General features: G+C 35.4%; 13 protein-coding genes and 4 pseudogenes. 2 read left to right on the top strand and 15 right to left on the bottom strand.

Going from position 1 to position 22892, the window contains the following annotated elements; translation table 11 throughout:
* Positions 1-108: 108 nt before the first annotated feature.
* The 4 genes from hflX to CC92_RS0102355 form a co-directional block, all read right to left on the bottom strand.
* Positions 109-1365 carry a GTPase HflX gene (hflX, locus tag CC92_RS0102370; RefSeq protein ID WP_029502025.1) on the bottom strand — a complete coding sequence of 419 codons (1257 nt, stop codon included), beginning with the start codon at positions 1363-1365 and terminating at the stop codon, positions 109-111.
* An 18-nt stretch (positions 1366-1383) separates the two neighbouring features.
* A complete protein-coding gene (locus CC92_RS0102365; RefSeq protein WP_029502026.1) occupies positions 1384-2622 on the bottom strand; it encodes a tetratricopeptide repeat protein in 1239 nt (412 codons plus the stop codon).
* A gap of 209 nt (positions 2623-2831) precedes the next feature.
* Positions 2832-3044 (bottom strand): hypothetical protein, encoded by a 213-nt coding sequence (locus CC92_RS0102360; protein ID WP_029502027.1) that lies wholly within the window; start codon positions 3042-3044, stop codon positions 2832-2834.
* 77 nt (positions 3045-3121) lie between these two features.
* On the bottom strand, positions 3122-4672 hold the full coding sequence (locus CC92_RS0102355) for an IS3 family transposase (protein WP_029501631.1): 1551 nt from the start codon (positions 4670-4672) through the stop codon (positions 3122-3124).
* Positions 4673-5093: 421 nt separating this feature from the next.
* On the opposite strand from CC92_RS0102355, the pseudogene CC92_RS23460 reads away from it, so the two are divergent.
* Together CC92_RS23460 and CC92_RS20665 are read left to right on the top strand one after the other, a co-directional pair.
* A pseudogene (locus tag CC92_RS23460) lies at positions 5094-5661 on the top strand (ISNCY family transposase); the annotation flags it as partial.
* Positions 5662-6033: 372 nt separating this feature from the next.
* Positions 6034-7515 (top strand): annotated as a pseudogene (locus CC92_RS20665) (IS1182 family transposase).
* A gap of 77 nt (positions 7516-7592) precedes the next feature.
* Here the strand turns inward: CC92_RS20665 and tnpA are convergent.
* The 11 genes and pseudogenes from tnpA to CC92_RS23455 all read right to left on the bottom strand — a co-directional run bounded on the left by tnpA (position 7593) and on the right by CC92_RS23455 (position 22855).
* A pseudogene (gene tnpA, locus CC92_RS20660) lies at positions 7593-8012 on the bottom strand (IS200/IS605 family transposase).
* Between the two features lie 92 nt (positions 8013-8104).
* Positions 8105-9925: a threonine--tRNA ligase gene (gene thrS, locus CC92_RS0102335; protein ID WP_081841796.1), complete on the bottom strand. Its 1821-nt coding sequence runs from the start codon at positions 9923-9925 to the stop codon at positions 8105-8107.
* Positions 9926-10261: 336 nt separating this feature from the next.
* Positions 10262-10336: a hypothetical protein gene (locus CC92_RS23575; RefSeq protein ID WP_081842013.1), complete on the bottom strand. Its 75-nt coding sequence runs from the start codon at positions 10334-10336 to the stop codon at positions 10262-10264.
* 462 nt (positions 10337-10798) lie between these two features.
* Positions 10799-11407 carry a hypothetical protein gene (locus CC92_RS0102325; RefSeq protein WP_029502031.1) on the bottom strand — a complete coding sequence of 203 codons (609 nt, stop codon included), beginning with the start codon at positions 11405-11407 and terminating at the stop codon, positions 10799-10801.
* 500 nt (positions 11408-11907) lie between these two features.
* Complete coding sequence (locus CC92_RS0102320; RefSeq protein WP_029502032.1) at positions 11908-13758, bottom strand: ABC transporter ATP-binding protein; 1851 nt, start codon at positions 13756-13758, stop codon at positions 11908-11910.
* On the bottom strand, positions 13755-15557 hold the full coding sequence (locus CC92_RS0102315; RefSeq protein WP_029502033.1) for an ABC transporter ATP-binding protein: 1803 nt from the start codon (positions 15555-15557) through the stop codon (positions 13755-13757). Before CC92_RS0102315 ends, CC92_RS0102320 begins: the two co-directional genes overlap by 4 nt.
* A 22-nt stretch (positions 15558-15579) precedes the next feature.
* Positions 15580-15939 carry a hypothetical protein gene (locus CC92_RS0102310; protein WP_029502034.1) on the bottom strand — a complete coding sequence of 120 codons (360 nt, stop codon included), beginning with the start codon at positions 15937-15939 and terminating at the stop codon, positions 15580-15582.
* A 708-nt stretch (positions 15940-16647) separates the two neighbouring features.
* A complete protein-coding gene (locus CC92_RS23190) occupies positions 16648-18396 on the bottom strand; it encodes a S8 family peptidase (protein ID WP_029502035.1) in 1749 nt (582 codons plus the stop codon).
* A gap of 370 nt (positions 18397-18766) precedes the next feature.
* Complete coding sequence (locus tag CC92_RS0102300; RefSeq protein ID WP_029502036.1) at positions 18767-19738, bottom strand: glycoside hydrolase family 130 protein; 972 nt, start codon at positions 19736-19738, stop codon at positions 18767-18769.
* Positions 19739-20096: 358 nt separating this feature from the next.
* Positions 20097-20636 carry a rubrerythrin gene (gene rbr, locus CC92_RS0102295; RefSeq protein WP_029502037.1) on the bottom strand — a complete coding sequence of 180 codons (540 nt, stop codon included), beginning with the start codon at positions 20634-20636 and terminating at the stop codon, positions 20097-20099.
* A gap of 287 nt (positions 20637-20923) precedes the next feature.
* Positions 20924-22855 (bottom strand): annotated as a pseudogene (locus CC92_RS23455) (acetyl-CoA carboxylase carboxyltransferase subunit alpha).
* Between the last annotated feature and the right edge of the window lie 37 nt (positions 22856-22892).

Raw genomic sequence — 22892 nt, 5'->3', positions numbered from 1 at the left:
AACGATTGCGTCTATGGAAATACATTAGAAGTTCTTTTTTCTGAGTATTTGTGCTATATCAGCAAACAGATTTGTCTGAGTGTAACGAGTTATCTGTTTGCTTTCACTTTATTTATTTTGAAGCAATTGGCATGCAATATCCTTTGGAACATAAGCTTTTACAAAAATACCATCTTCTTGATATTCCTCCAAAAGCAACTGACCATACTTACGAATCATCTGTATAGTTCCAGCTTCCTGATAGGAAAAGGTATGCTCTAAGAGTACTTTTGCCTCTCTAAGGACTTCTTCAATTAAATTTAAAAGTTCTTCTACACCTTCTCCTTGCTTTGCAGAAATTTTTATTGTCTTATCTGCTTTCAAATCCTTCATTGGTTCATCTATAATAACTAGATCTTGCTTATTAAAGACAGTAATCATAGTTTTATCTGTTACTTGTAGCTTTTTTAGTGTTTCATAAACAATATGCATCTGCTTATAAACTTGAGGATTCGATGCATCAACCACATGTAAGATAATATCAGCATACTTCGCTTCTTCTAAGGTAGAACGGAACGCATCAATCAAATGGTGTGGTAATTTTCTAATAAAACCAACCGTATCGGTAAGTAATACCTGCTGTCCACTCTCTAAGGTAAGATTTCTAGTGGTTGGATCAAGTGTGGCAAATAGCATATCAGCCTCTAACACATCTGCTTCCGTAAGGCGATTCAGTAGCGTAGATTTTCCTGCGTTAGTATAGCCAACGATTGCTACCACTGGAACAGGATTCTTCATACGTAAGGAACGTGCAACTTCTCTATTCTTCTTGATATCTTCTAAGTCTCTATTTAACTGTGCGATTCTATCTTTAATTAAACGACGATCAATCTCCAGTTTCTTTTCACCAGGTCCTCTAGTACCAATACCACCACCAAGTCTTGATAATGAATTTCTCATACCAATTAACCTTGTAGAACGGTATTTTAACTGTGCTAATTCTACTTGTATTTTACCTTCTCTTGTACTTGCATGCTGTGCAAAGATATCTAAGATAATCATAGTACGATCCATTACCTTTGCCTGCAAAGCATCTTCAAGGTTTTTTAATTGAGCAGGAGATAATTCATCGTCACAGATAATTCCTGTCGCACCTAATTGCTCCAACAAGAGGCGTATTTCTTCTATCTTTCCCTTTCCTACATAAGTTCCAGGGTGAACACTCTCACGATTTTGTATCACTCTTCCAACGGTTATGGCACCGGCAGTTTCTACTAGTTCCATAAGCTCATCCACTGACTCTTCGGTATCGTCATTTTCGTTAGCACTGACGGCAACAAGAATCACTTTCTCTTTCTCTTCCTTAATCTCATATAATTCTGCCATAGCTACAAGTTGTCCTCCTTATGGTTTGTCAACTGTTTCCGATGTATCATTCTTCTCTGGCTGATTCGTATCGGTTTCCTTGCTTGCACCCTCCACCCTAGTCTTTAAAAAGGTAGCATCTTTTTGCGCATCAACATCCTCCGGGTAACGTTTCAGATATTTTTTGATCTTCTCATATGCTTCGTTAAAGTCTCCGGTCTTTTCTAATAGTATAATTTCATTTCTTAAAAGCTGCTGTTCTATGGATACATCTGAGTATTTTTTTGCTTTCTTTAGGCAAACTTTCGCTTTCTCATACTCTTCCTCATTGAGATAGCAGGTCAATAACTGGTTATAAAACATTGCAGATACCGTACCACTTGATTCCTCAAAGGTTTCAAAATACTCAATTGCTTGGTTAAAGTCCCCTTCCTCTATGCTAATTTCTCCCAGGAAATAATTTGCTTCAATAAAACTATTTTTTAATGCCTGATCCAGTTGAAGCTTTGCATGGTCATAATTTTTCTGATAAAAATAAACCTTTGCTAATTCAAAACTATCTTTCTCAGAATGAACTGGAAGTTCCGCTGCAACCTTTAACACTTCTTCTGCCTCGGATGTACGGGACAACTCCTTTAAAGCAGCAAATTTTCCAAAATAAAGATCAAAATCTCCCTTGGAAATTTCTATCGCTTTATCATAGTCTTTGATACTCTCTTCATAATTACCAAGAATTCGGTTAATATTCGCTCTTGCATTATAAATCGCAGCATCTTCTTTTTGTATTTCTAAAATCTCTGTATAGATTTTAGAAGCCTCCTCTAGATTACCACTTCTCTCTAGTGCATTCCCTTTGTAATATAAAATATCGGTATCTAAATCTTTTAATTCTGTTATCTCGAGCGCTAAGTCAAAATTTTTAATTGCCTCTTCATAAGACTGCGCATATAAATAGGCAATACCAATTCCACGATAGGCTTTCTTATTATTTTGCTTTACGATAGCGATTTCTTTCTCCATAAGAATGCTTTGAAATTCCTTAATCGCATCCTCGTATCTACTCAGTTTAATCAGTGTAAATCCATAATCTAAATAATATTCTGCTTTATCCGGATTTGCTTCAATCGCATTTATAAAACTTTCCTCAGCCTTCTCATATTCTCCATCATCATAATAGGACAACGCTTTGCTATAGCTCCGATTCGCTTTACTTAATCCACAGCCGCTAACAACAAGCGATAAACATAATACCGCTAGGAACACTTTTTTCTTCTTCAATGTCTCCATCCTCCCTTTTTTGCCTTAGGTTAACGATTATTGTCATTATATAATTTTTTCCTATCATGTACAAGGGTCGGAATACGAAAAAGGGACAAAAGAAAGTTTCCGAAAAGAAGCTTAATCTTCTTTTTAGAACTATTTCTCTTGTCCCAAGTTTTATTCATCGGTTCTGCAATTGGAATCCCATCTACGTTCAGTTACAGCAATTATTCAAAATATGAAACGATATAATCCTCCACAATATTAAAAATATCATCAGACCATAAGCCGTCTCCGCCGCTAAGACATAAGACCTTAGACGAGTCTTTACCAATCTCGATTAATTTGGTAGAAACTTCGGCATCGTTTTGGTTGTCATGATAAGCAACAAAAGCACTGCATGTTATGGAGTCAGGTACTTCCCTTGGTATCTGATCCATCCAAATAACCATCCGTTCTATATGCTGAATTGAAAAGTTAAATTCCGGTCAGTTGGGGGTGCGGACGTTTTCTTGGACTAAGCTGCTATTCCTAGACTACGTCTATATTGAAGTGGGCTCATCCCACCCAAAGATATTTTAATTCTATCTTCATTATACCAACGGAGATAGGAATCAAGTTCTTTAATAAAAGAATCTATAGATACATGTTTCCATTTTCGATTATAAAACATTTCATTTTTAAGTCGCCCGAAAAAACCTTCGCAAGCTGAATTGTCAGGGGAACACCCTTTCTTTGACATTGATCTTGTTAGGTCTGCTTCAGTAATGATTTTTATCCATTCTGGCCAGCGATAATGACAGCCACGATCAGAATGAATAACCGGTTTTTCGTCTTTCTGCAAGGAAGAAATCGCGTTGTTCAGCATTGTGTTTGTAAGCTCTGCGTTGGGTGAAGTACCAATGGTCCAAGACACAGCAAGACCATCAAAGCAATCAATTATAGGTGATAAATACACTTTACCTGCTGGAATATGAAACTCTGTTATATCAGTCAACCACTTTTGGTTTGGTGCTTTAGCAGAGAAATCACGATTTATTATGTTATCAATTTCTGGACTGATTTCGCCTTTATACGAATTGTATTTGCGTTTCTTTGTGCATTTAACTAGGAGTTGATCTTCTTTCATAATACGACGCACCACTTTTTCAGAAACAATAATGCCTCTGTTTTGCAACAAACAATGAATGCGGCGATATCCGTATCTGCATTTATTAGTATCGAACAATTCCTTTATAATACCTCTGAGTTCTTGGTACTTGTCGAAAGTGCGAATACTATTAACTTGATAGCAGTAACTACTTTTTGAGAGTTTCAGAATCGGCAAGAGTTCTTTAAGCTTGTATTTACAGCGTAGGGCATCAATCAAGAATACCTTTTCCCGATTGGTGAGTTCATCAAGATTGATGCCCTTTTCTTTTTTTAGAATGTCACCGGCTTTTTCTAAAACGTCACGTTCTAGTTGAAGTTTATATACATCTTGTTCGAGGCGCTTTACTTTGGCTTCAAGTTCAGTTTTTTTACGGATTAATTCATCTATATCTTTATCAGTTTCAGATGGATTAGACATGCTAATTTCTCTCCTGTCTCCAAGCAGTTCTTTTCGCCATGTAGAAACTGCGGAGGGTGTAACATTATATATCTCAGCTATTTGAGATATTTTCAGTGTACCTTTACACGACTCCATAACTGCCTGTACTTTTTCTTCTTGAGAACATCTTACATGAGGTTTGGATTGTTTGCAATGACGTTTCTCATCTTCAGGATACAATTCATCAACCCAACTAAGAAGTAGTGGCCGGCTTGGATAACCTAGATCTTTGACTGTTTTCAATGAGTTCTGATTGTTTTCAAAGTAATAATCTACAGCATCTCGTTTTTCATCATCTGAATATTTGCTATATTTTTTCTTTCCGGTATGGAGATCATTATGTTCAGAATACTCTCTGTACCAATGCTTAAGGTTGGTTACATCAGGATAACCTAACTTACGAACGGTATAGGCTGCGTTGTAACCACAATTAATATAAAACTTTACTGCACGGATGCGATCTTCATATGAGTACATCTCATTCCTCCTTTGACTCATTCAAGTTCAGGATTTCGTCCGCACCCCCAATCTTAGATTACTGGAATTTAGTCTTGCAAGAGGTATGCCGAATCGGAAGTTAACTTTGCAAACTGGAATTTCGGATTCCAATTCAGCATCCGTTCTATATCAAAAACAATTATTGACATTTATTACTTATTTTGTTATTTTTATACATATAATATTAATTTTATCTATATTTTACCATTTTATTTTATTTAAGCAATTTTACTAAATCCTTAAGTGGGATTATGTGGATTATGTAAGTCTCAAAATTCCTGCTTAACTACTTAATCCTAAATTATTGAGATGAATTAATTATAACAGTTTAAATGATTTATTTATACGGTGAACGGTATCTGAAAAAGCTAGACCACTAGGGAATTGATAAATATTCTACGGTCTTGGTATTGTCCGCGATATCTCTTTCTACAATAAAGATTTTCTTGCTGCTCATCCTGCTTGGTAATTGATAAGAAAACTGATTCCCCAAATGAGGATAAATCTCTTGATGATTCCAAAGCCCTGCAACCTGTTTTGGATGATTTCTTTCAAAAACATCCCTTAATAAATCCAGATGTTTTCCTTGGAGATTCTGCTTTCGATACAATAAACAACTACCAATATCTTTTTAAAGAACTGCATTTTAACTAGGTCTATATACCTTTGAATCGTCGTTCCGATATTAAAAATGATGCGTATACAATCAATAAAGACGGTTACCTTGCTGCCCTAATGATCCAAATCTCCCTATGAAATCAGAAGGGAAAGACAGAAGCCGTAAGGGATTTACTTGCTATAACTTCGTTTGCCCCAAGGTCACTTGGAAGGAGGGGGAAGACGGAAAATATCGTCGGTCCTGTAATTGTGAAAATCCTTGTACTGACTCGCCATGTAGTCGTATGACTTACATTTATCCCGAAAAAGATCTGCGTGCCTATCCTGATACATTGCGTGGAACAGATGAATGAAATAATACCTATAAAATACGGTCTGTTGCTGAAAAATCCATCAACCACTTCTAGAACAGTTACTGTCTTGCAGGTCGAAGAACCCAGAATGAAACGACTCTGCATGCTGACTTATTATTATCAGGAATCACTCAACTTTTAACTGTTGTACTTGCTTACCCCTTTGAGACGTGTTCCCTTAACATTTTCTTTAATAATTATGCTAAACATCAAATCAGCACACCAGTGTGAATGAAGTTTTCAAGCAAATGTAGACAAAGTCCCAGGAGAAGTCCTGGGATTTTTCTCGTCTATCGATACATAAATCAGTAAATATAAGACTTTACCCACTTTTTATGATATAATTATTATATAAAAAACAGGTGTTGAATGCATATGATGACTCAGAATACAGATAAAAAAGAGAACAGGTCCAAATGTTCTGTATGGATGATATGGTACCTCAGAATCATCTTTTAAGAGTTATTGATAGAGCTATAGACTGGAACTTTATATATGAGCTTGTGAAGAATAAATATTCTTTAGAGTTTGGACGACCAAGTATGGATCAGTTATGTTGATTAAAATTCCTTTTATTCAGTATCTCTATGGAATCAAAAGTATGCGCAAACAATGAAAGAAATCGAAGTAAATGTAGCATACCGCTGGTTTCTTGGATTAGAAATGATGGACAATATTCTCCACTTCTCTACATTCGGAAAGAATTACACAAGAAGATTTAAAGATACCGACTGTTTGAACAAATTTTCTCCCATATACTTTCAGAATGCTATAAGTATAAATTTGTTGATCCAACAGAGGTATTTGTTGATGCAACACATGTGAAAGCAAGTGCTAATAATTAAAAGATGCAACAAAAGATAGCTCACAAAGAAGCATTGTTCTACGAAAATCTTCTTCAAAAAGAAATCAATGAAGACTGAGCTAGTCACGGAAAAAAAGCATTCAAAAGAAATGACAAAAATGATGATAATACACCTCCATCAAGTGGTGAAGGAAATGACTATACTGACGATGTTCCAATAGAAGGAAAAACAATAAAGTGTAGTACAACAGACCCAGAAAGCGGATGGTTCAGAAAAGGCGAACATAAACATGTTTTTGCGTATGCTGTTGAAGCAGCATGTGACAAAAATGGACGGCTTCTTGGTTATACAGTAAATCATGGTAATGAACATGATAGTCGAACTTTTAAGGAACTTTAGATAAAATCAAGGATATAGGAATAGAAACACTTGTTATGGATGCAGGATATAAAACACCGGTAATCGAAAAACTTCTGATAGAAGATGGTATCAAACCTCTTCTTCCATGTAAACGTCCAATGACAAAAGATGATGCCCAAACAATCAAGTATTAAAGTATTCCACAACGAATCGTGATGGTTATAGAGAATATAAGAGCTGCGAAACAACATGTGCCCAATGTCCATATCTAACCCGGTGTACGGAAAGCAAAAATCATGTAAAAGTGATTACAAAACATATTTAGGATGATTACATGGAACAATGTGAAGATATCAGGTATACCATTGGAATGAAAAATTTATATTCTCTAAGAAAAGAAACTTTTGAAAGATTATTCGGAACAGCAAAAGAGAATCACGGCTTCAGATACACACAGATGATAGGAAAAGCCCAGATGGAAATGAAAGTCGGACTGACTTTTGCATGCATGAATTTAAAGAAGCTAGGAAGAAAGGGGCTTCTGAAAGCCTTTTTTAGAAGCAAAACTCATTTATTTCTACTATTATTTAAAACGAAGAGAAAAATGGCATTAGGATTCGAATCCCAGTGCCATTTTGTCTACAGTCTGCAACCACCACTTCATCAAGTGGTGGTTTGCTATTAGCCCTATAAGGCTGGTTACATGCTCGCCTAAAAGACTGGTATCGCAAGCACTGTTACCATCAGCCTCTTTAAGAGGCGCTACTTGCTTTGTTCTTCTTGTTTTGATTCTTCTTGCTGTTCTTGTATATATCTTTTTATTGCATCTTCAGTGATATTTCCGACCGTTGATACTTAATAACCTGGTGCCCAAAATGATCTATCCCACTTACTTCCAATCTCTGGATGTTTATCAAATATCATTAGTGCACTTTTCCCCTTAAGGTACCCTACAAATTCAGATATACTCAATTTTGGTGGTATGCTTACGCATAAATGTACATGGTCTGCACATACTGCACCTTCAACTATATGCACCTTTTTAAATTCACATAGTTTATTTAATACCTCTCTAACATCCGACTTTACGTTTCCGTACATAACTTTTCTTCTGTATTTTGGAATAAATACAATGTGGTATTGGCATTTCCATTTTGTATGTGATAGACTTGAACTGTCTATTAGGACCGCCTCCTATTCTGTTATTGGCTTGCGGTACCTTTATCAGTGTAACATAGGAGGCTTTTCTATAACATACGTAACGCTACTGATTATTATATTCGCCCCAGCATAGCTGGGGGATTAATCTGTTCATTTAATAATAATTTAATGTCACCTTCATTATCAGCTAGATTTAATGCTCTTGTCTTTAATAATCTACTGCAAAGTGCTACAAAATCATCTACCGGTATATTCTTCAACTGTTTTCCACCTCGAATATTAATAGATACTGTTCTATTCTCCACCTCACTATCACCAAGAACTAATACATAAGGGACTCGATAATTCCTAAAGTATTTTATTTTCTTGTTCATATGAGTTTCAGACAGCTCTGCTTCAAATCTAACTTTCACAGCCTGAAGTAAGCTGATAACTTCTTTCGTATATTCAACATGTTTTTCGCTAATTGGAACAATACCAACTTGAACAGGTGATATCCAGAAGGGAAATGATCCTTTAAAATTTTCAATAATTATACCGATAAACCGTTCAAGCGAGCCATAAATTACTCGATGAATAATAACTGGAACTTTTGCCTTTCCATCATAATCAGTATATGAAATATCGAAATTTCTAGGTAGTTGGAAATCCAATTGAATTGTCCCCATTTGCCATTGTCTTTTTAATGCATCTTTCATCATGATGTCAATCTTCGGACCATAAAAAGCTCCATCTCCTTCATTAATATCATATCCATTTACACCATATCTGTTATCAAGAATTTCTTTTAATTCAACTTCAGCTTTATCCCATAACTCAATATCTCCCATAAAATGTTCAGGTCGAGTAGATAATTCCGGACGATATTCTAAGCCGAAAATTCCATAGAATAAATCTGCAATATCTAAAATTGCATTAACTTCATCATATATCTGGTCCTCAGTAATAAAATTATGCGAGTCATCCTGTCTAAACATCTGTACACGTAATAAACCGTTCAATTCACCAGACTTTTCTTTACGGTGTAATACATCACAATCTGATAATCTGAGAGGTAATTCTTTGTAACTTCTATTTCTTCTTTTATAAACCACAATTGAGTTTGGACAGTTCATAGGCTTTACACCATATATCGTATTCTCATCAATATCAATTGTAAACATGTTGTGTTGATAATGATCCCAATGACCTGACGTCATCCATAATGAGTTGTGATTAATTAACGGTGAAGAAATTTCCTGATAGCCACGTTTTTCATGTTCCTCTCTCCAGAAATCAAGAATAGTATTAAACAGTTTCCATCCTCTTGGTAACCAATAGGGCATTCCAGGTGCAGTTGCATCCATAAAAAACAGATCCAATTGAGGACCTAATATTTTGTGATCTCTTTCTTTTGCTTCTTTTAAAAATGCTAAATGTGCTTTAAGGTCTTCCTTATTTTCAAATGCAAACACATACACTCTCTGTAGAATATCGTTATTCTCATTGCCTTTCCAGTACGCAGAAGAAACTGCTTTAATTTCAAATGAGCAATTTAATAATTCAGTTGTGTTCTCTACATGAGGACCTCTACACAAATCCTTGAAATCATTACCTGTATTATAAATCCTTATTACCTCGTTATCCGGTAATTCACTTATGAGTTCTTTCTTAAAAGGCTGATCAGCGAACTCAGCAAAAGCTTCATAGCGCGAAACTTCTCGATAAACAAAATCTTCCTTTCTCTTCAAGATCTCACGCATTTTATTTTCAATAGTCTCAAAATCATCTGGAGTAAGAGATCTCGGTAAGAGGAAATCATAATAAAATCCTTCGTCAATCTGAGGACCTATTCCCAACTTAACATTTTCCCTTCCGAAAAGCTCAATAACAGCTTTAGCTAATATGTGAGCCAATGAATGTCTATAACATTCCGAAAAATATTCTAATTTCATAATTTACCTCCATTATCTATTTTATGGAATTTAATGCCTATATTTTCTATATTATAATACCATTGATTATTTGTAAAGATAATTCGTCAGAGAATTCACGGAAAACGTATGAGAGTCATCTGTTATTGAATCCAGATACCCATTGCATCAATTGTAATGATACAACCTTTTATTACTAACAATTCCAATAAATCTGGGATTGCTGTAATCTCATTGCTCTTCTCGTTGGTCTTTACCTGTCAAAGCACAATTTTATTCTAACTTGCCCATGCGCTTACCACATGAATAGCTGACTTTTCCATTAAACTATCTATAGTTCCACGCATAGTCTTAACATCAATAACGCAAATATTTACGGAACCAATCTTCACGTTCTTCAGCAAAATCAGCGATATCTTGCCAGGTATCCATTCCACAAAGAGTTGCAACAATAGCAAAAAAATAACATCTAGTAAATTATGTTTCACTTTCTATGCATCTCTTTTATCTTAAATTATTTCAAAAAACTTATGATCAAATTTCTCATATGTAAAACTTTCTTCTATAAACGTTATAAAACAATTATGGCAGAATACATAAAAAAGCGATAGATTTTTAAAATCTATCTCAGACTGTAGACAAAATGGCACTAGGATTCGAATCCTAATGCCATTTTTCTCTTCGTTTTAAATAATAGTAGAAATAAATGAGTTTTGCTTCTAAAAAAGGCTTTCAGAAGCCCCACCTTTTTTCATGCGTTTTCCGTGTATGAAAAAGGGACAAAAGAAAGTTTCCGAAAAGAAGCTTAATCTTCTTTTTAGAACTATTTCTCTTGTCCCAAGTTTTATTCATCGGTTCTGCAATTGGAATCCCATCTACGTTCAGTTACAGCAATTATTCAAAATATGAAACGATATAATCCTCCACAATATTAAAAATATCGTCAGACCATAAGCCGTCTCCGCCGCTAAGACATAAGACCTTAGACGAGTCTTTACCAATCTCGATTAATTTGGTAGAAACTTCGGCATCGTTTTGGTTGTCATGATAAGCAACAAAAGCACTGCATGTTATGGAGTCAGGTACTTCCCTTGGTATCTGATCCATCCAAATAACCATCCGTTCTATATCACAAGAATACTTCTTATTGTCTTTGAAATATTCTTTGACTGAGAACAAACACTGATTCATAGATTCCATATCATGAAAAGAGGACTCCTTATGTAATATGACTACGAAATAACCACGCTCTGCAAATTGTGCAAGACTTGCGTAGTTTTTTATACCTTCTTCTGTTCCCTTCTTTGTTTCTGAGAGAAAGCATATACAAGGGATTTTACTCTGATTTAGAGAACAAGATTTTGGATAAAATACCTCCATGGAATATGGTTGCATAGACTCAAATATAAGTCTTTTTCCTTGTTTTGTCGATGTAACAAAATTCCATCGCTCCCGATTTTTTTCTTTCTTATCCTTGGTTTGTTTGTCGCACTGTAATTCCATCACGATTTCCTCCATTCCCTATTACGGTAAATACGCATTTTTAAGTAACAGCATGGTAAAGTAATTTCTAATTGGAAATGATTTTCACCAATCATACTTTATTATATTACAGTGGTAAATTATTAGCAAGAAACACTTATTTACATAATTGGTATTATATATCACATATTAGTTTCATCCATCACCGATTTGAATCCGTTATGAAAGGAATGATGAGAGTATATGCTTCCTGGGCTTTTCGTTCATAAACAAGAAAAAGCACACTTCGCGAACTTTTCCTTGCCATGAATAAAAAAGTTCTTCTTTATCATAGATCTGGTATTAATAGATCATTAATAAGGAAGAACTTCAAAATACTATAAAATATTATATACGGGTAAGTGCTTCGCTCCACTAATAAAATAAGCCCTTATCCTCTGCCATACCAATGATAGCAATCATCCTAACGCTGATTTTGGCAATTAGAAAACTTCCTCTCTTATCCATTAATGAATTACTTACTATTCTATGTTCTGCATGTCCTGGTAAAATTGTGCCTGAGTAGTAAACATCTTGAAATATAATCCATTAAGCTTCATTAGTGATAAATGATCTCCCTGCTCCACTATTTTCCCCTGTTCCAATACAATAATATTATCACAGAAACGACAGCTCGACATTCTATGTGAGATAAAGATTGCCGTTTTTCCCATCGTCAAATCATTCAAATTCTGATATATTTCAAATTCTCCTGCCGGTGAAAGCATGGCAGTAGGCTCATCAAGAATAATTACCCCAGAATTTTTTAATAAAGCTCTTGCAATAGCTACTTTCTGTGCTTGCCCTCCCGAGAGTTCTATGCCTTCTTCTCCAAATAATCTTCCGCATATAGTCTCCTGTCCTGAAGGTAGTCTGGAAACCATTTCTCCCATCTGCAAATCTTTTATTATCTGGTCCAGTTCGGTTTGATCACATAGCTTGTCAAAAGCGATATTCTCTTTTAATGTATAGTTTAATACCTTAAAATCCTGAAAAACTGCAGATATATATTCATAGTATTTTTTGTTGGGTATGTTCTGTATCTCTACCCCATTAAGTAATATGGTACCGGAATCCGGTTGATAGAATTTCATAAGCAGCTTAATAACTGTCGTCTTACCCGCACCATTATCCCCTACAATAGCAATCTTACTCCCTGGAGCAATGTTAAAGGAAACACCCCTTAAAGTATCCTCTTGTGAACCAGGGTACCGAAACCAGACATCTCTGAATTCCAACGACATGTTCTGAATCATATCTTCTGAAAATATTTCCTTATTTTGTTCCATTGGAAAAGAGGATTCCTCTTCCGTACCCATATTCATATATTCATTATAGGATTGCAAATAATGCCCCGACTTAAATAGAATTACCAAACTATTTGAAATAGCAAGCAGTGCAACAATAAAGGAACTGACCGTATTAAAATAAACCGTTACCTCGGCAAGCGTAATGATTTTATCAGAGGCCAGCAAGTAAAAATAGAGAAAGAGGCCGCCATTAAAAAGGATAATTAATGCATTGGAAATGCACGCTACCATAACAAACCAACGTACTGTTTTAGAAACATCTTTTATTATTTTATTAATTACATCTGTCAATTTTGCTGACAACCAATTGCTAAGCTGATAAATCCGCAGTTCCTTTGCGTAGGCGAGGTTTGTACCCACATCTTGCAAATATCCTAATTTACGGCCATATTGAACCAATGTGATATTCCATACCTTGAACTCCTTTTCCGATGCAATGGATTCAATTATTATACTGAACAGGCAAATCACAAACATAATTAAAATAACCTGAGAATTCAATGTTAACAAGATAGAGACAAAACCAAATAACTGTAGCAGGTTCGCCAATAACGTACGGAATAAATACATTGTTTTATGTAAATCCATAAATCCAGTCATGGTTGGATAAAAAACTTCCATTGCCTTCTGACGCTGGTCAATAGCCTTTGCATTCTCCAGCTTATCATATGGCATCGTCATAGTTACTTCTTCCACGTCTAATAAAAATTTTGCTTTTATTCGCTCCAATGCCATCTGCTCCTGACGATTAAGACAAGCTGTTAAAAATCTGTATAAGAAATTAATGCCACACATCAGAAATACATAAAGCAATGATACATCAAATCTACGATGATTAACAAATTCGTCCAAAAGCAATTTAATAAACAGAATACTGTTAAATGGTATCACCGCAGATAATATGATATTGATCACGTAACCAATCAGATAGCCCGGTTCTACCCTCCCAATTCTTTTTAATAATGTAAGAACCTCTCCAAAGTATGAAAACCATTGACCTATACATTTCACTGCTTTTTTCATTCTGATTCCTCCAACTGGTCTTGATAATATCTTGACTGAAGCTCATACATCTTTTTATATTCCCCATTCAGCTCCATCAATTGCTTGTGAGATCCATATTCAATGATTTCTCCATTATGCAAAACACAAATTTTATCGCTGATTGTAGAACTGCTCAACCGATGGGAAATATAAATTGCAGTCTTATTTTTAACCAAACGGTGAAAATCCTTATAGAGCTCTGCTTCTGCCAGTGGTGATAGACTCGCAGTTGGTTCATCCAGGATAATCACCGGTGCATCCTTATAGATTGCCCTACATAAAGCAATCTTCTGCATTTGCCCCCCGGAAAGCTCAATACCGGATTCATCAAACAATTTGGATAAAATCATTTCACCGCCATGTTTCAGACTTTTGACCTTTTGCAGCATGTTGTTGTCCTCAAGTATTTCATCCATATGGAAAACATCATTCTGATAATCTTCATGAAGACATATATTTTCATAGATACTGAATGCGAAAATCCGGTAATCCTGAAAAATAGTGGCTAAAACCTTCATATATTCATCATAATCATATTCTTTAATGTTGACATTGTCATATAGGATTTCACCACTTGTAACATCATAAAGCCGCATCAGCAGTTTAACCAGTGTTGTTTTGCCAGCACCGTTTTCACCAATTACCGTTATACTTTCCCCAGGAGTTATCTTCAAGTTAATATCCTTTAAGATAACTCTGGTACTTCCGGGATAGGTAAAAGACACGTTACGAAATTCAATGCATCCAGTCTGCTTTAATTCATTAACAGACAGGGAACCAGTTGAACGCAGTTGACTTTTACGGTCCAGAAAGTGAAAAAAGTCATTCATATAATTGTTATTCTCAGCTAATAGATAAATATTCTCAGCCAATGTAACGAAACTGGCATTCATCTGAGAAGCTGAATTAAATATAACGGTAAAACTACTAATTAATAATCCCTTATATATAACAGCGTAAACAAGCCAGATAAATACCCCCAATTCCTGTAATAAAGAAATAATTCCCTTAATCATATCCGCATGAAAAATATTTTTCAGTCTTTTTCCATGTAGAGATATAAACTCACCACGGTTTTCCTCTCCTTTTTTCAGAAAATAGTCCTTCAAACTATGAAGTCTTACGGTCTTTCCAAAAGAAATATCTGTAGTCATGTCAATAATGTATCGCCATCGCCTTTCTATCGGCACAATTCCCTTATGTACTATGTAATTTTTCTTTTGGGTTGCGAAATTTATAACATTATTGAGTATCGATACCAGCAGCACTAACATAAAAATCAAAATATTGGTATTCACTAAAATAACAATGGTTATAATTAATTGAATAAAAGAAATAAGGATAAGGTTTGCTGCCTCCAAATACTGCTCCAGGTTAATTTTGTTGAGCAAAACATAAGAGGCTCTGTTCATCTCCTGTATTACCTGTTCATTTTCCATATTTTGATAATCCATTTTAATAGACTGAGTAATAAACCGTCTTGTCATGGGAATCATCTGGACTTTGGCATAGAGTTTTTCATATCTGTCTGATATGATTTTAATCCCCGTAATCGCTAAATTGATGGAAACAGCTACTATTGCAAATATGATAAAGTCCTCAAGAGATGTTTTTCTTTCAATTGCTTCTAGTAAATATTTCAAAAGAAAGATATTAATAAATGGATAGGCACTACTGGAAATAACAAGTAAGACAGAAGCAAAAAGAAATTTCTTATTTTCATGCGCAATAATCTTTAATATACGAAAATAATTTTTAACAATATTATTATTTTTCATACCACATCTCCTATTTATCTTGTTATTTAGTTAATTCCTCCAACAAATTTCGTTCTGCTTCAACAATCACAGGTATCCTTTGAGTAAGAATTAGTAGGCCATTTTCTTTTCTTGTTAATATATTTTTATACATAACATCACGTACAGACTTCCATAATTCCAAAAGTATTTCTCCTAGCCTGCTCACTTTTCCTTCTCCGAAATAACACTTTAATTTATAAAGTTCAACACCCTTGCTATTCACTATATCATTGATCGAAGCAAGTATTCTCTGCTCTATCTCTATTCTTTCGTTATTCTGAATTTTAGTTAACTTTTCTACAACCCTTTCTAATTCCAGTATGCCTTCCTCAATGTTCGTTCTGTTTTTCTTAAAAATCATGCGATATAAAACTGAAGTATTTACCTCTCCATCAGTAGCATCTTCCACTACACGGAAACGATATAAGTCCGGTTCATTTGGTGTGAATCTGTTTGCCTTATACCCTTCGTGGCAGGCAACAGCCTCTTTATAGCTATAACAATTCCTGATACCTTAGAATCACCTCCATATAATTAACGATTTTCATCCTATATTTCATTAAGCTGACAATCTTTAAACTATTTTTTCAGCATTAGGTAAGTGGTAATCTTTTACATATTTTATATAACATATAATATCATATTTTTGCTAATCAGCAACATATTTTTCCATTATTAGTTTTTTTTAATTTATTCTTTTCCTTGATTGAAAATTGAGGTTTATTCTTTTTATTTCTATAAATCCATTAGGAGCATCAACATAAAGCAGCCTGACTGGTTGTACTCCATTCAGGCTGACTAAATGTTTTTGAATTGTTATATCTGTTTCGTTATTGATATTAGAACTGAAATAATTCATATAATGTGGTGTCACACCAGCTAATTAATTAGTCTATTTTAGTATTATGTATCTATATTTGCTAATTACTTAACTTTGCACTTTTTTATTTTCTTTCCCATATCACATATAAGATAACTAGAATCTCTTCTTTATCATAGATCCAATATTAATTGATCATTTATGATAAGAAGGGATTTCATAGAACTTTGTGAAAGTAAACAAGTAAATCTATATCGGTAAACTATCCCTGACACAAAGAGCCCCCCACCCAACGATTGGATTTGGATATTCTCTAAATGCTGGTAAGTGCTTTGCCCCACTAATTAGATATGCTTTCATCTTCTCTCCATAGAGATAAAGATCATTCTCCTTTACAATCCCCCACTCCATTAACAGTGCAGCTGCTCCTGTTACAAATGGGGTTGCCATGGAGGTACCTGACCGTACAGAGTACCCACCCCCTGGGGAAGCTGAAATAATATCCACCCCAGGAGCAACCAAATCAGGTTTTACAATCTGATCTCCTCTGGTAAAACCGCGTCCAGAAAAATAGGCAAGACTATCCGTATTGGAATCATATGCTCCTACACTAATGACTCCTGATGCAGTGGATGGTATGGTTAATGTTGTCTCTGGTGTAGGTCTTGAAAATCCAGTCTGCCCACTTAATGTACCAGAAGCAGGAAGCCATAGATTATAATTACCAGCAATAATCCTTCTTGGTGTGAGTTCAATTTTCCATATCCCAGATACTAAAAACTGATCTACTGGTATTAACTCAAAATAAATTTCCTGTGCTTTATTAGAAGGGATCGGTTTGCCATAATAGAGTAATATCTTCGTCTGTCTTAATTGAAATTGCTGTGATCCAAGAATTGATGGAATCGGCCCAACTACATTACCGCTTGGGTGAATCAAAGAGATATCAAATTCATCAAAGTAATTCTTCCATAACTGTACATTAATTGATGTTTCCCCTTCTCCAATTACTAATTCGACCACTGCATTTACATTTGGCGTTAATATACCAGCGGTATGAGTCCTACTACCTCCCTCATTCCCCGTTCCAACTATTATATTTGTTTTCCAGTAATTTGCCGCAGTATTTAAGTATGTTTCTATAATCGCATTGCCATCATGAGAACCATAGTTATTACCAAAGCTAACATTAATTGCTAACGGCTGGTTCCTTGCTAGGGCAGTTTTTACAGCAAAGTCTACACCTGTCATGAGCTGTGATGTCTTAGGAAATGACTTACTTATTGGATTCCCCAATTTCACAACCAAAATATCACACTTTGGCGCTACTCCTTTATATCTACCATCAGATAAAATTCCTGTTCCAGCAGCAATTCCGGCAACATGGGTACCATGCCCCGATAAATCAGTACTTGGCACGAGTCTCATTCGTTCCGACATATTGTTAATTGCTAGAGCAGCGTTAATATCTTCCTCAGTGTACAAAGTTCCTTCTACAAAACCTTCTGGGGGTTTACGATCTTCAGTAGCTGGAATTGTTTGATCCCAAATCCCTATAATTCTGGTCTTTCCATCTTCCTTTCTAAAGTCTGGATGAGAATAATCAATTCCTGAGTCGATAACGGCTACAATAACACCCTCCCCTTCTAAATTAAAAGGCGGAGCCTGTACTGCTGTAACACAAGAAGCTACCTTGCCCTCCGTTACTTCAAAGGTTAACTGTTTTGGCTTCTCAACAAATTCAATCTCACTATATCCAACTAATCGATCAATTTTATCCTGATCAATGGTAATAATCGCATAATTACCTAATAATTCTACGAATAAAAATCCTAATTCATCCGCAACTCTTTGCAAACTACTATTAAATTTAACGATTAACTCCCATTGTCTCGTTTCTGGATTGTACCCAACATCTAAGTCTTGTGTTTGCTCACGTTCACGATTCGTTGTATCTAGTGCTAAATTCAGCTGATTATCTGCTTTTCCGCTATTCATGCAAACTCCCGTCTGCGTGCATTAGCACGCGATAGCAAAACAAGGTGTTGAAAAATGAATTTCTTTTTTCAACTTATCCTCTGGTTCTAATTCTTATCTTTAATATATTCTTATTTTTCTAATCTTACTACTAAAACCATATTTAGCATTATATCTTCGTACTTTCATTCATATCTTCGTACTTTCATTCAAATATATTCTAGTATAGTTCAGTTCTATAATGATTAGAGCAGATCATAAGTACATAAATTAATAATAAAGCAAAAGCAGATAATAAGTAAAATTTACTGTTCATCTTATATGAAAAATGTCGAAGCCATTTAAGTATCAATGGCTTCGACAAACTGGAATCTAAATTATATTTACATTCTTATTCCTTTGCATTCTTTTTAATAAAATCCACCAACTCATCCACCTGAGTAAACGCTAATCCAACCACGGTATCTGCTGCACCATAATAAATAGCAATTCGCCCAGTAGCTGCATCATGGACTGTTGCACAAGGAAATGTAACATTTGGAACATCACCAACACACTCATAAAGCTCTGATGGATGAAAGATATATGGTTTACAACGATAGGTTACCTTCCATGGCTCCTCTTTATCAAGAATAGCGGCTCCCATACTATATATCATACCATTACAAGTGGTTCCTACACCATGAAAGATTAATAACCAGCCATCGGAAAGTTCAATCGGAATTGGCCCTGCACCAATTTTAGTCCAAGCCCATCCCTCAGCCTTCATTACATATCGGTGATACCCCCAATGCTCCATATCTGGACTCTGGCTTAGATACATATCGCCAAATGGTGTATGTCCATTATCGGAAGGCCTGGAAAGCATTAAGAATTTATTCTGAATCTTCTTTGGAAACAATACTCCATTTCGGTTAAATGGTAAAAATGCATTCTCTAATAGAAAAAATTGTTTAAAATCATAGGAATATGCCACACCAATCGTTGGTCCATGGTAATCCTTACACCAAGTCACGTAATAACGATCTTCGATATAACACACTCTGGGGTCATAACCACAAGCAACGCCTGTATAATTCCCCTGTTTATCATATAAAGGCAACGGCTCATGTTCAATATCCCAATCAATTCCGTTCTCGCTTTTCCCAAGAAATAGATGCTGTTCCATTGCTGTGTTATCACTGCGGAATATTCCGACAAACTTTCCATCCTTTACAATTACCGCACTATTAAAAATACTGTTTGCACCTGGTATTTGGTTTCTTTTTATAATTGGATTGTTGCTATAGCGCCATACAATATCTGTACATCCGGCTGGTCTATCTTGCCATGGAATATTCGGTAGATTTTCTCCAATAATCATCGTAGTGGTTCTCCTATCACTTACCCCTGAGAGTTATTTGTAATGGTAATATAACATAACCCATCTTGTTTACAATGTAGTATTTTATATTGTTTTTGTACTTGTTTATTAATTTTCCTTGTATGCCACACATCCCATCACTGGATATGTGAGTGAAGTCACATTATGAAAGCATAGATTTTTTATCTTGATGACCAAACAGGGTGAGGTGCTTCCTTCTAATAGTTTTATCTTAATAGATAATTGCAAATAATTTTCTTATCAATTTAAAAATGGGCTAAATCAGCCCTATGATTTTTATCACTTAACTAATTTAACCCAAATTATATTACAAAGTTTACATCCTAAGATTTAAATCTTAGTAATTTTCTTCCTTCACCTGGAAATAAGCCTGTGGATGAGCACAAACTGGACAAATCTGTGGAGCTTCCTTGCCAATCACGATATGTCCGCAATTTCTACATTTCCAGATAGCATCTCCATCTTTAGAGAAAACTAAGCCTTTCTCCACGTTCTCAAGAAGCTTAAGGTATCTTTCTTCGTGTTCTTTCTCAATCTTTGCTACGCCTTCAAATAAATCTGCAATGTGATCGAAGCCCTCTTCTCTTGCTTCTTTTGCAAAGCTTGCATACATATCAGTCCATTCATAGTTCTCGCCTGCTGCTGCATCTTTAAGATTCTGCGCAGTATCGCCAATACCGTTATGTAGTAATTTAAACCATAACTTAGCATGCTCTTTCTCGTTCTCTGCAGTTTCTAAGAATAATGAGGCAATCTGCTCATATCCTTCTTTCTTTGCCTTACTTGCATAATAAGTGTATTTGTTTCTTGCTTCGGATTCCCCAGCAAATGCTGCCTTTAGGTTAGCTTCTGTCTTTGTTCCTTTTAAATTAGCCATAGTATCGTCCTTCCTTCGTTAAATACATTAATTGAGAATCATTATTATAATCTCTAGGATTATTTTAGCTTATCAGTAATATTATGTCAATGGTAGAAAAATAACTATAGTGGCTATTATCGTAAGAACAAAGTACCTTTGCCATACTTGCTTCCTTGTATCGCAATTTCCTACCAACAAGAAAAAGTACCCTATAAGGAAAGGGAACTTAAAAGCTCCTTTCGCACTAGAGTACTGAATGTACCTACAATTTTTAATATCAAAATAGTATTCATCCTTTAAAAGTATTAGAACTTACGAAATCTTTGATAACGGTTTTCTATAAGAGCTTCCCCCTTATCAGAGTAACGCTTAATGAATTCTAATATTTCTTGTTTTAATGACCACGCAACATGCTCCATATTACCTGTATTTAAGGTAACTTTAACTTCGTTATCCTCATTCTTTTCCTCTAAATCAGTGATAAATTCAGAGATTGGTTCCGACTCCTCACCGAAACGTGTCGACGTTTCCTTGGGTGCCTCTTCCATTAAAAGTTCAGGAATTACTTGATCAATAATTTTTAATTCTAATAAGTCTTCCCCGGTTATTTTCATGATTCCAGCGGCTTCATCTGCTCTCTTACTATCTTTCCATAATATCGATGCAAATCCTTCTGGAGAAAGAATGGAATACGTAGCATTTTCTAGCATCCACACCTCATCTGCTACTGCTAATGCTAATGCACCACCACTTCCGCCTTCCCCTATTACGATGGATAGGATTGGTGTCTTTAAAGCGGACATCTCATAAAGATTTTTTGCAATGGCTTCTCCTTGCCCTCTCATCTCAGCTTCGATACCGCAAAATGCTCCAGGTGTATCCACGAAACAAACAACAGGACGGTGAAACTTTTCCGCTTGTTTCATAAGGCGAAGTGCCTTACGATAACCTTCTGGATTTGGCATTCCAAAATTACGTTTCATGTTTTGCTTGATATTACGTCCCTTTTGCTGCCCAATCACAGTAACTGGTATTCCATCTATCGTTGCGATTCCACCAACTATTGCACCATCATCTCGGCAATAACGGTCACCATGCAACTCTAAAAAGCGGTCAAATATATGACTTATATAATCTATACTTGTTGGACGTTCTGTTCCTCTTGCAATCTTCACACGTTCCCAAGCAGATATTTTATTTTCCATATTTACCTCCTTGCACAAATAATAAAAGCACAAAATAAAATCAAATGGATTTTATTTTGGAGTTCTTTTCGTGAAAAATTTCTTTTATTTCACACGGTTCTCCTATAAGAACTCATCTAGTTCGGACGTTTCTACTTGCTCCTCCTCTTCATAGATGGATTCATAAGTAGGGTTCATACTTGTTTTGATTAAGAAGGATAATACTTGTTTTAATCTGCTTCGTTTCACAATTTTATCGATAAACCCATGCTCTAATAAAAACTCAGCACGTTGAAATCCTTCTGGTAATTTCTGACCAATCGTCTGTTCAATTACACGTGGTCCAGCAAAACCAATTAAAGCTCCTGGCTCTGCAAGAATCACATCACCAAGCATTGCAAAACTTGCAACAACACCTCCGGTAGTTGGATCTGTTAGAATTGGGATATAAATTAATCCAGCATCGGAATGACGTTTTAAGGCTGCACTTGTCTTTGCCATCTGCATAAGAGATATAATTCCCTCCTGCATCCTTGCTCCACCAGAACAACAAAATAATATCAGCGGTTGTCGTTTCTCAGTTGCATATTCAATCAACCTAGTGATTTTTTCACCGACTACTCCGCCCATACTTCCCATCAAGAAGGTTGAGGCCATAACACCGATGGAAACGCTTGCACCGCAGATTCTTCCTTCTCCTGTTATAATTGCTTCGTCAAGATTATTGACAGACTTCATATGAGATAGCTTAGCTTCATAACCTGGGAAATCAAGTGGATTACTAATTGGTAAATCCACATCAAATTCGATAAAGCTTCCTTTATCCAGAACCATACTAAGTCTCGTTTTGGGAGCGATTCGAAAGTAATTATTACAGTTTGGGCAGATATAGTAATTTGCTATTATATCTTCCGCATAAATAATTTCACCACATTTTTCACATTTTTGAAACAATCCATCGGGAACTTGTGGCTCATTCATCATATTTTTCACTTTTTCATTCCTTCTGGTTTCTTTCTCCGACGTGTTTCCAGTTTTCTTAAACATTCCCATTGTAACCTCTATTCTAGCGCTTTAGCGCCTTCTCATA

Origin of the sequence: Lachnoclostridium phytofermentans, assembly GCF_000733755.1 — a bacterium.
Lineage (GTDB): Bacteria > Bacillota > Clostridia > Lachnospirales > Lachnospiraceae > Lachnoclostridium > Lachnoclostridium phytofermentans_A.
The sequence above is the reverse complement of the archived record's forward strand: the minus strand, read 5'-3'. Positions and strand labels throughout refer to the sequence as shown.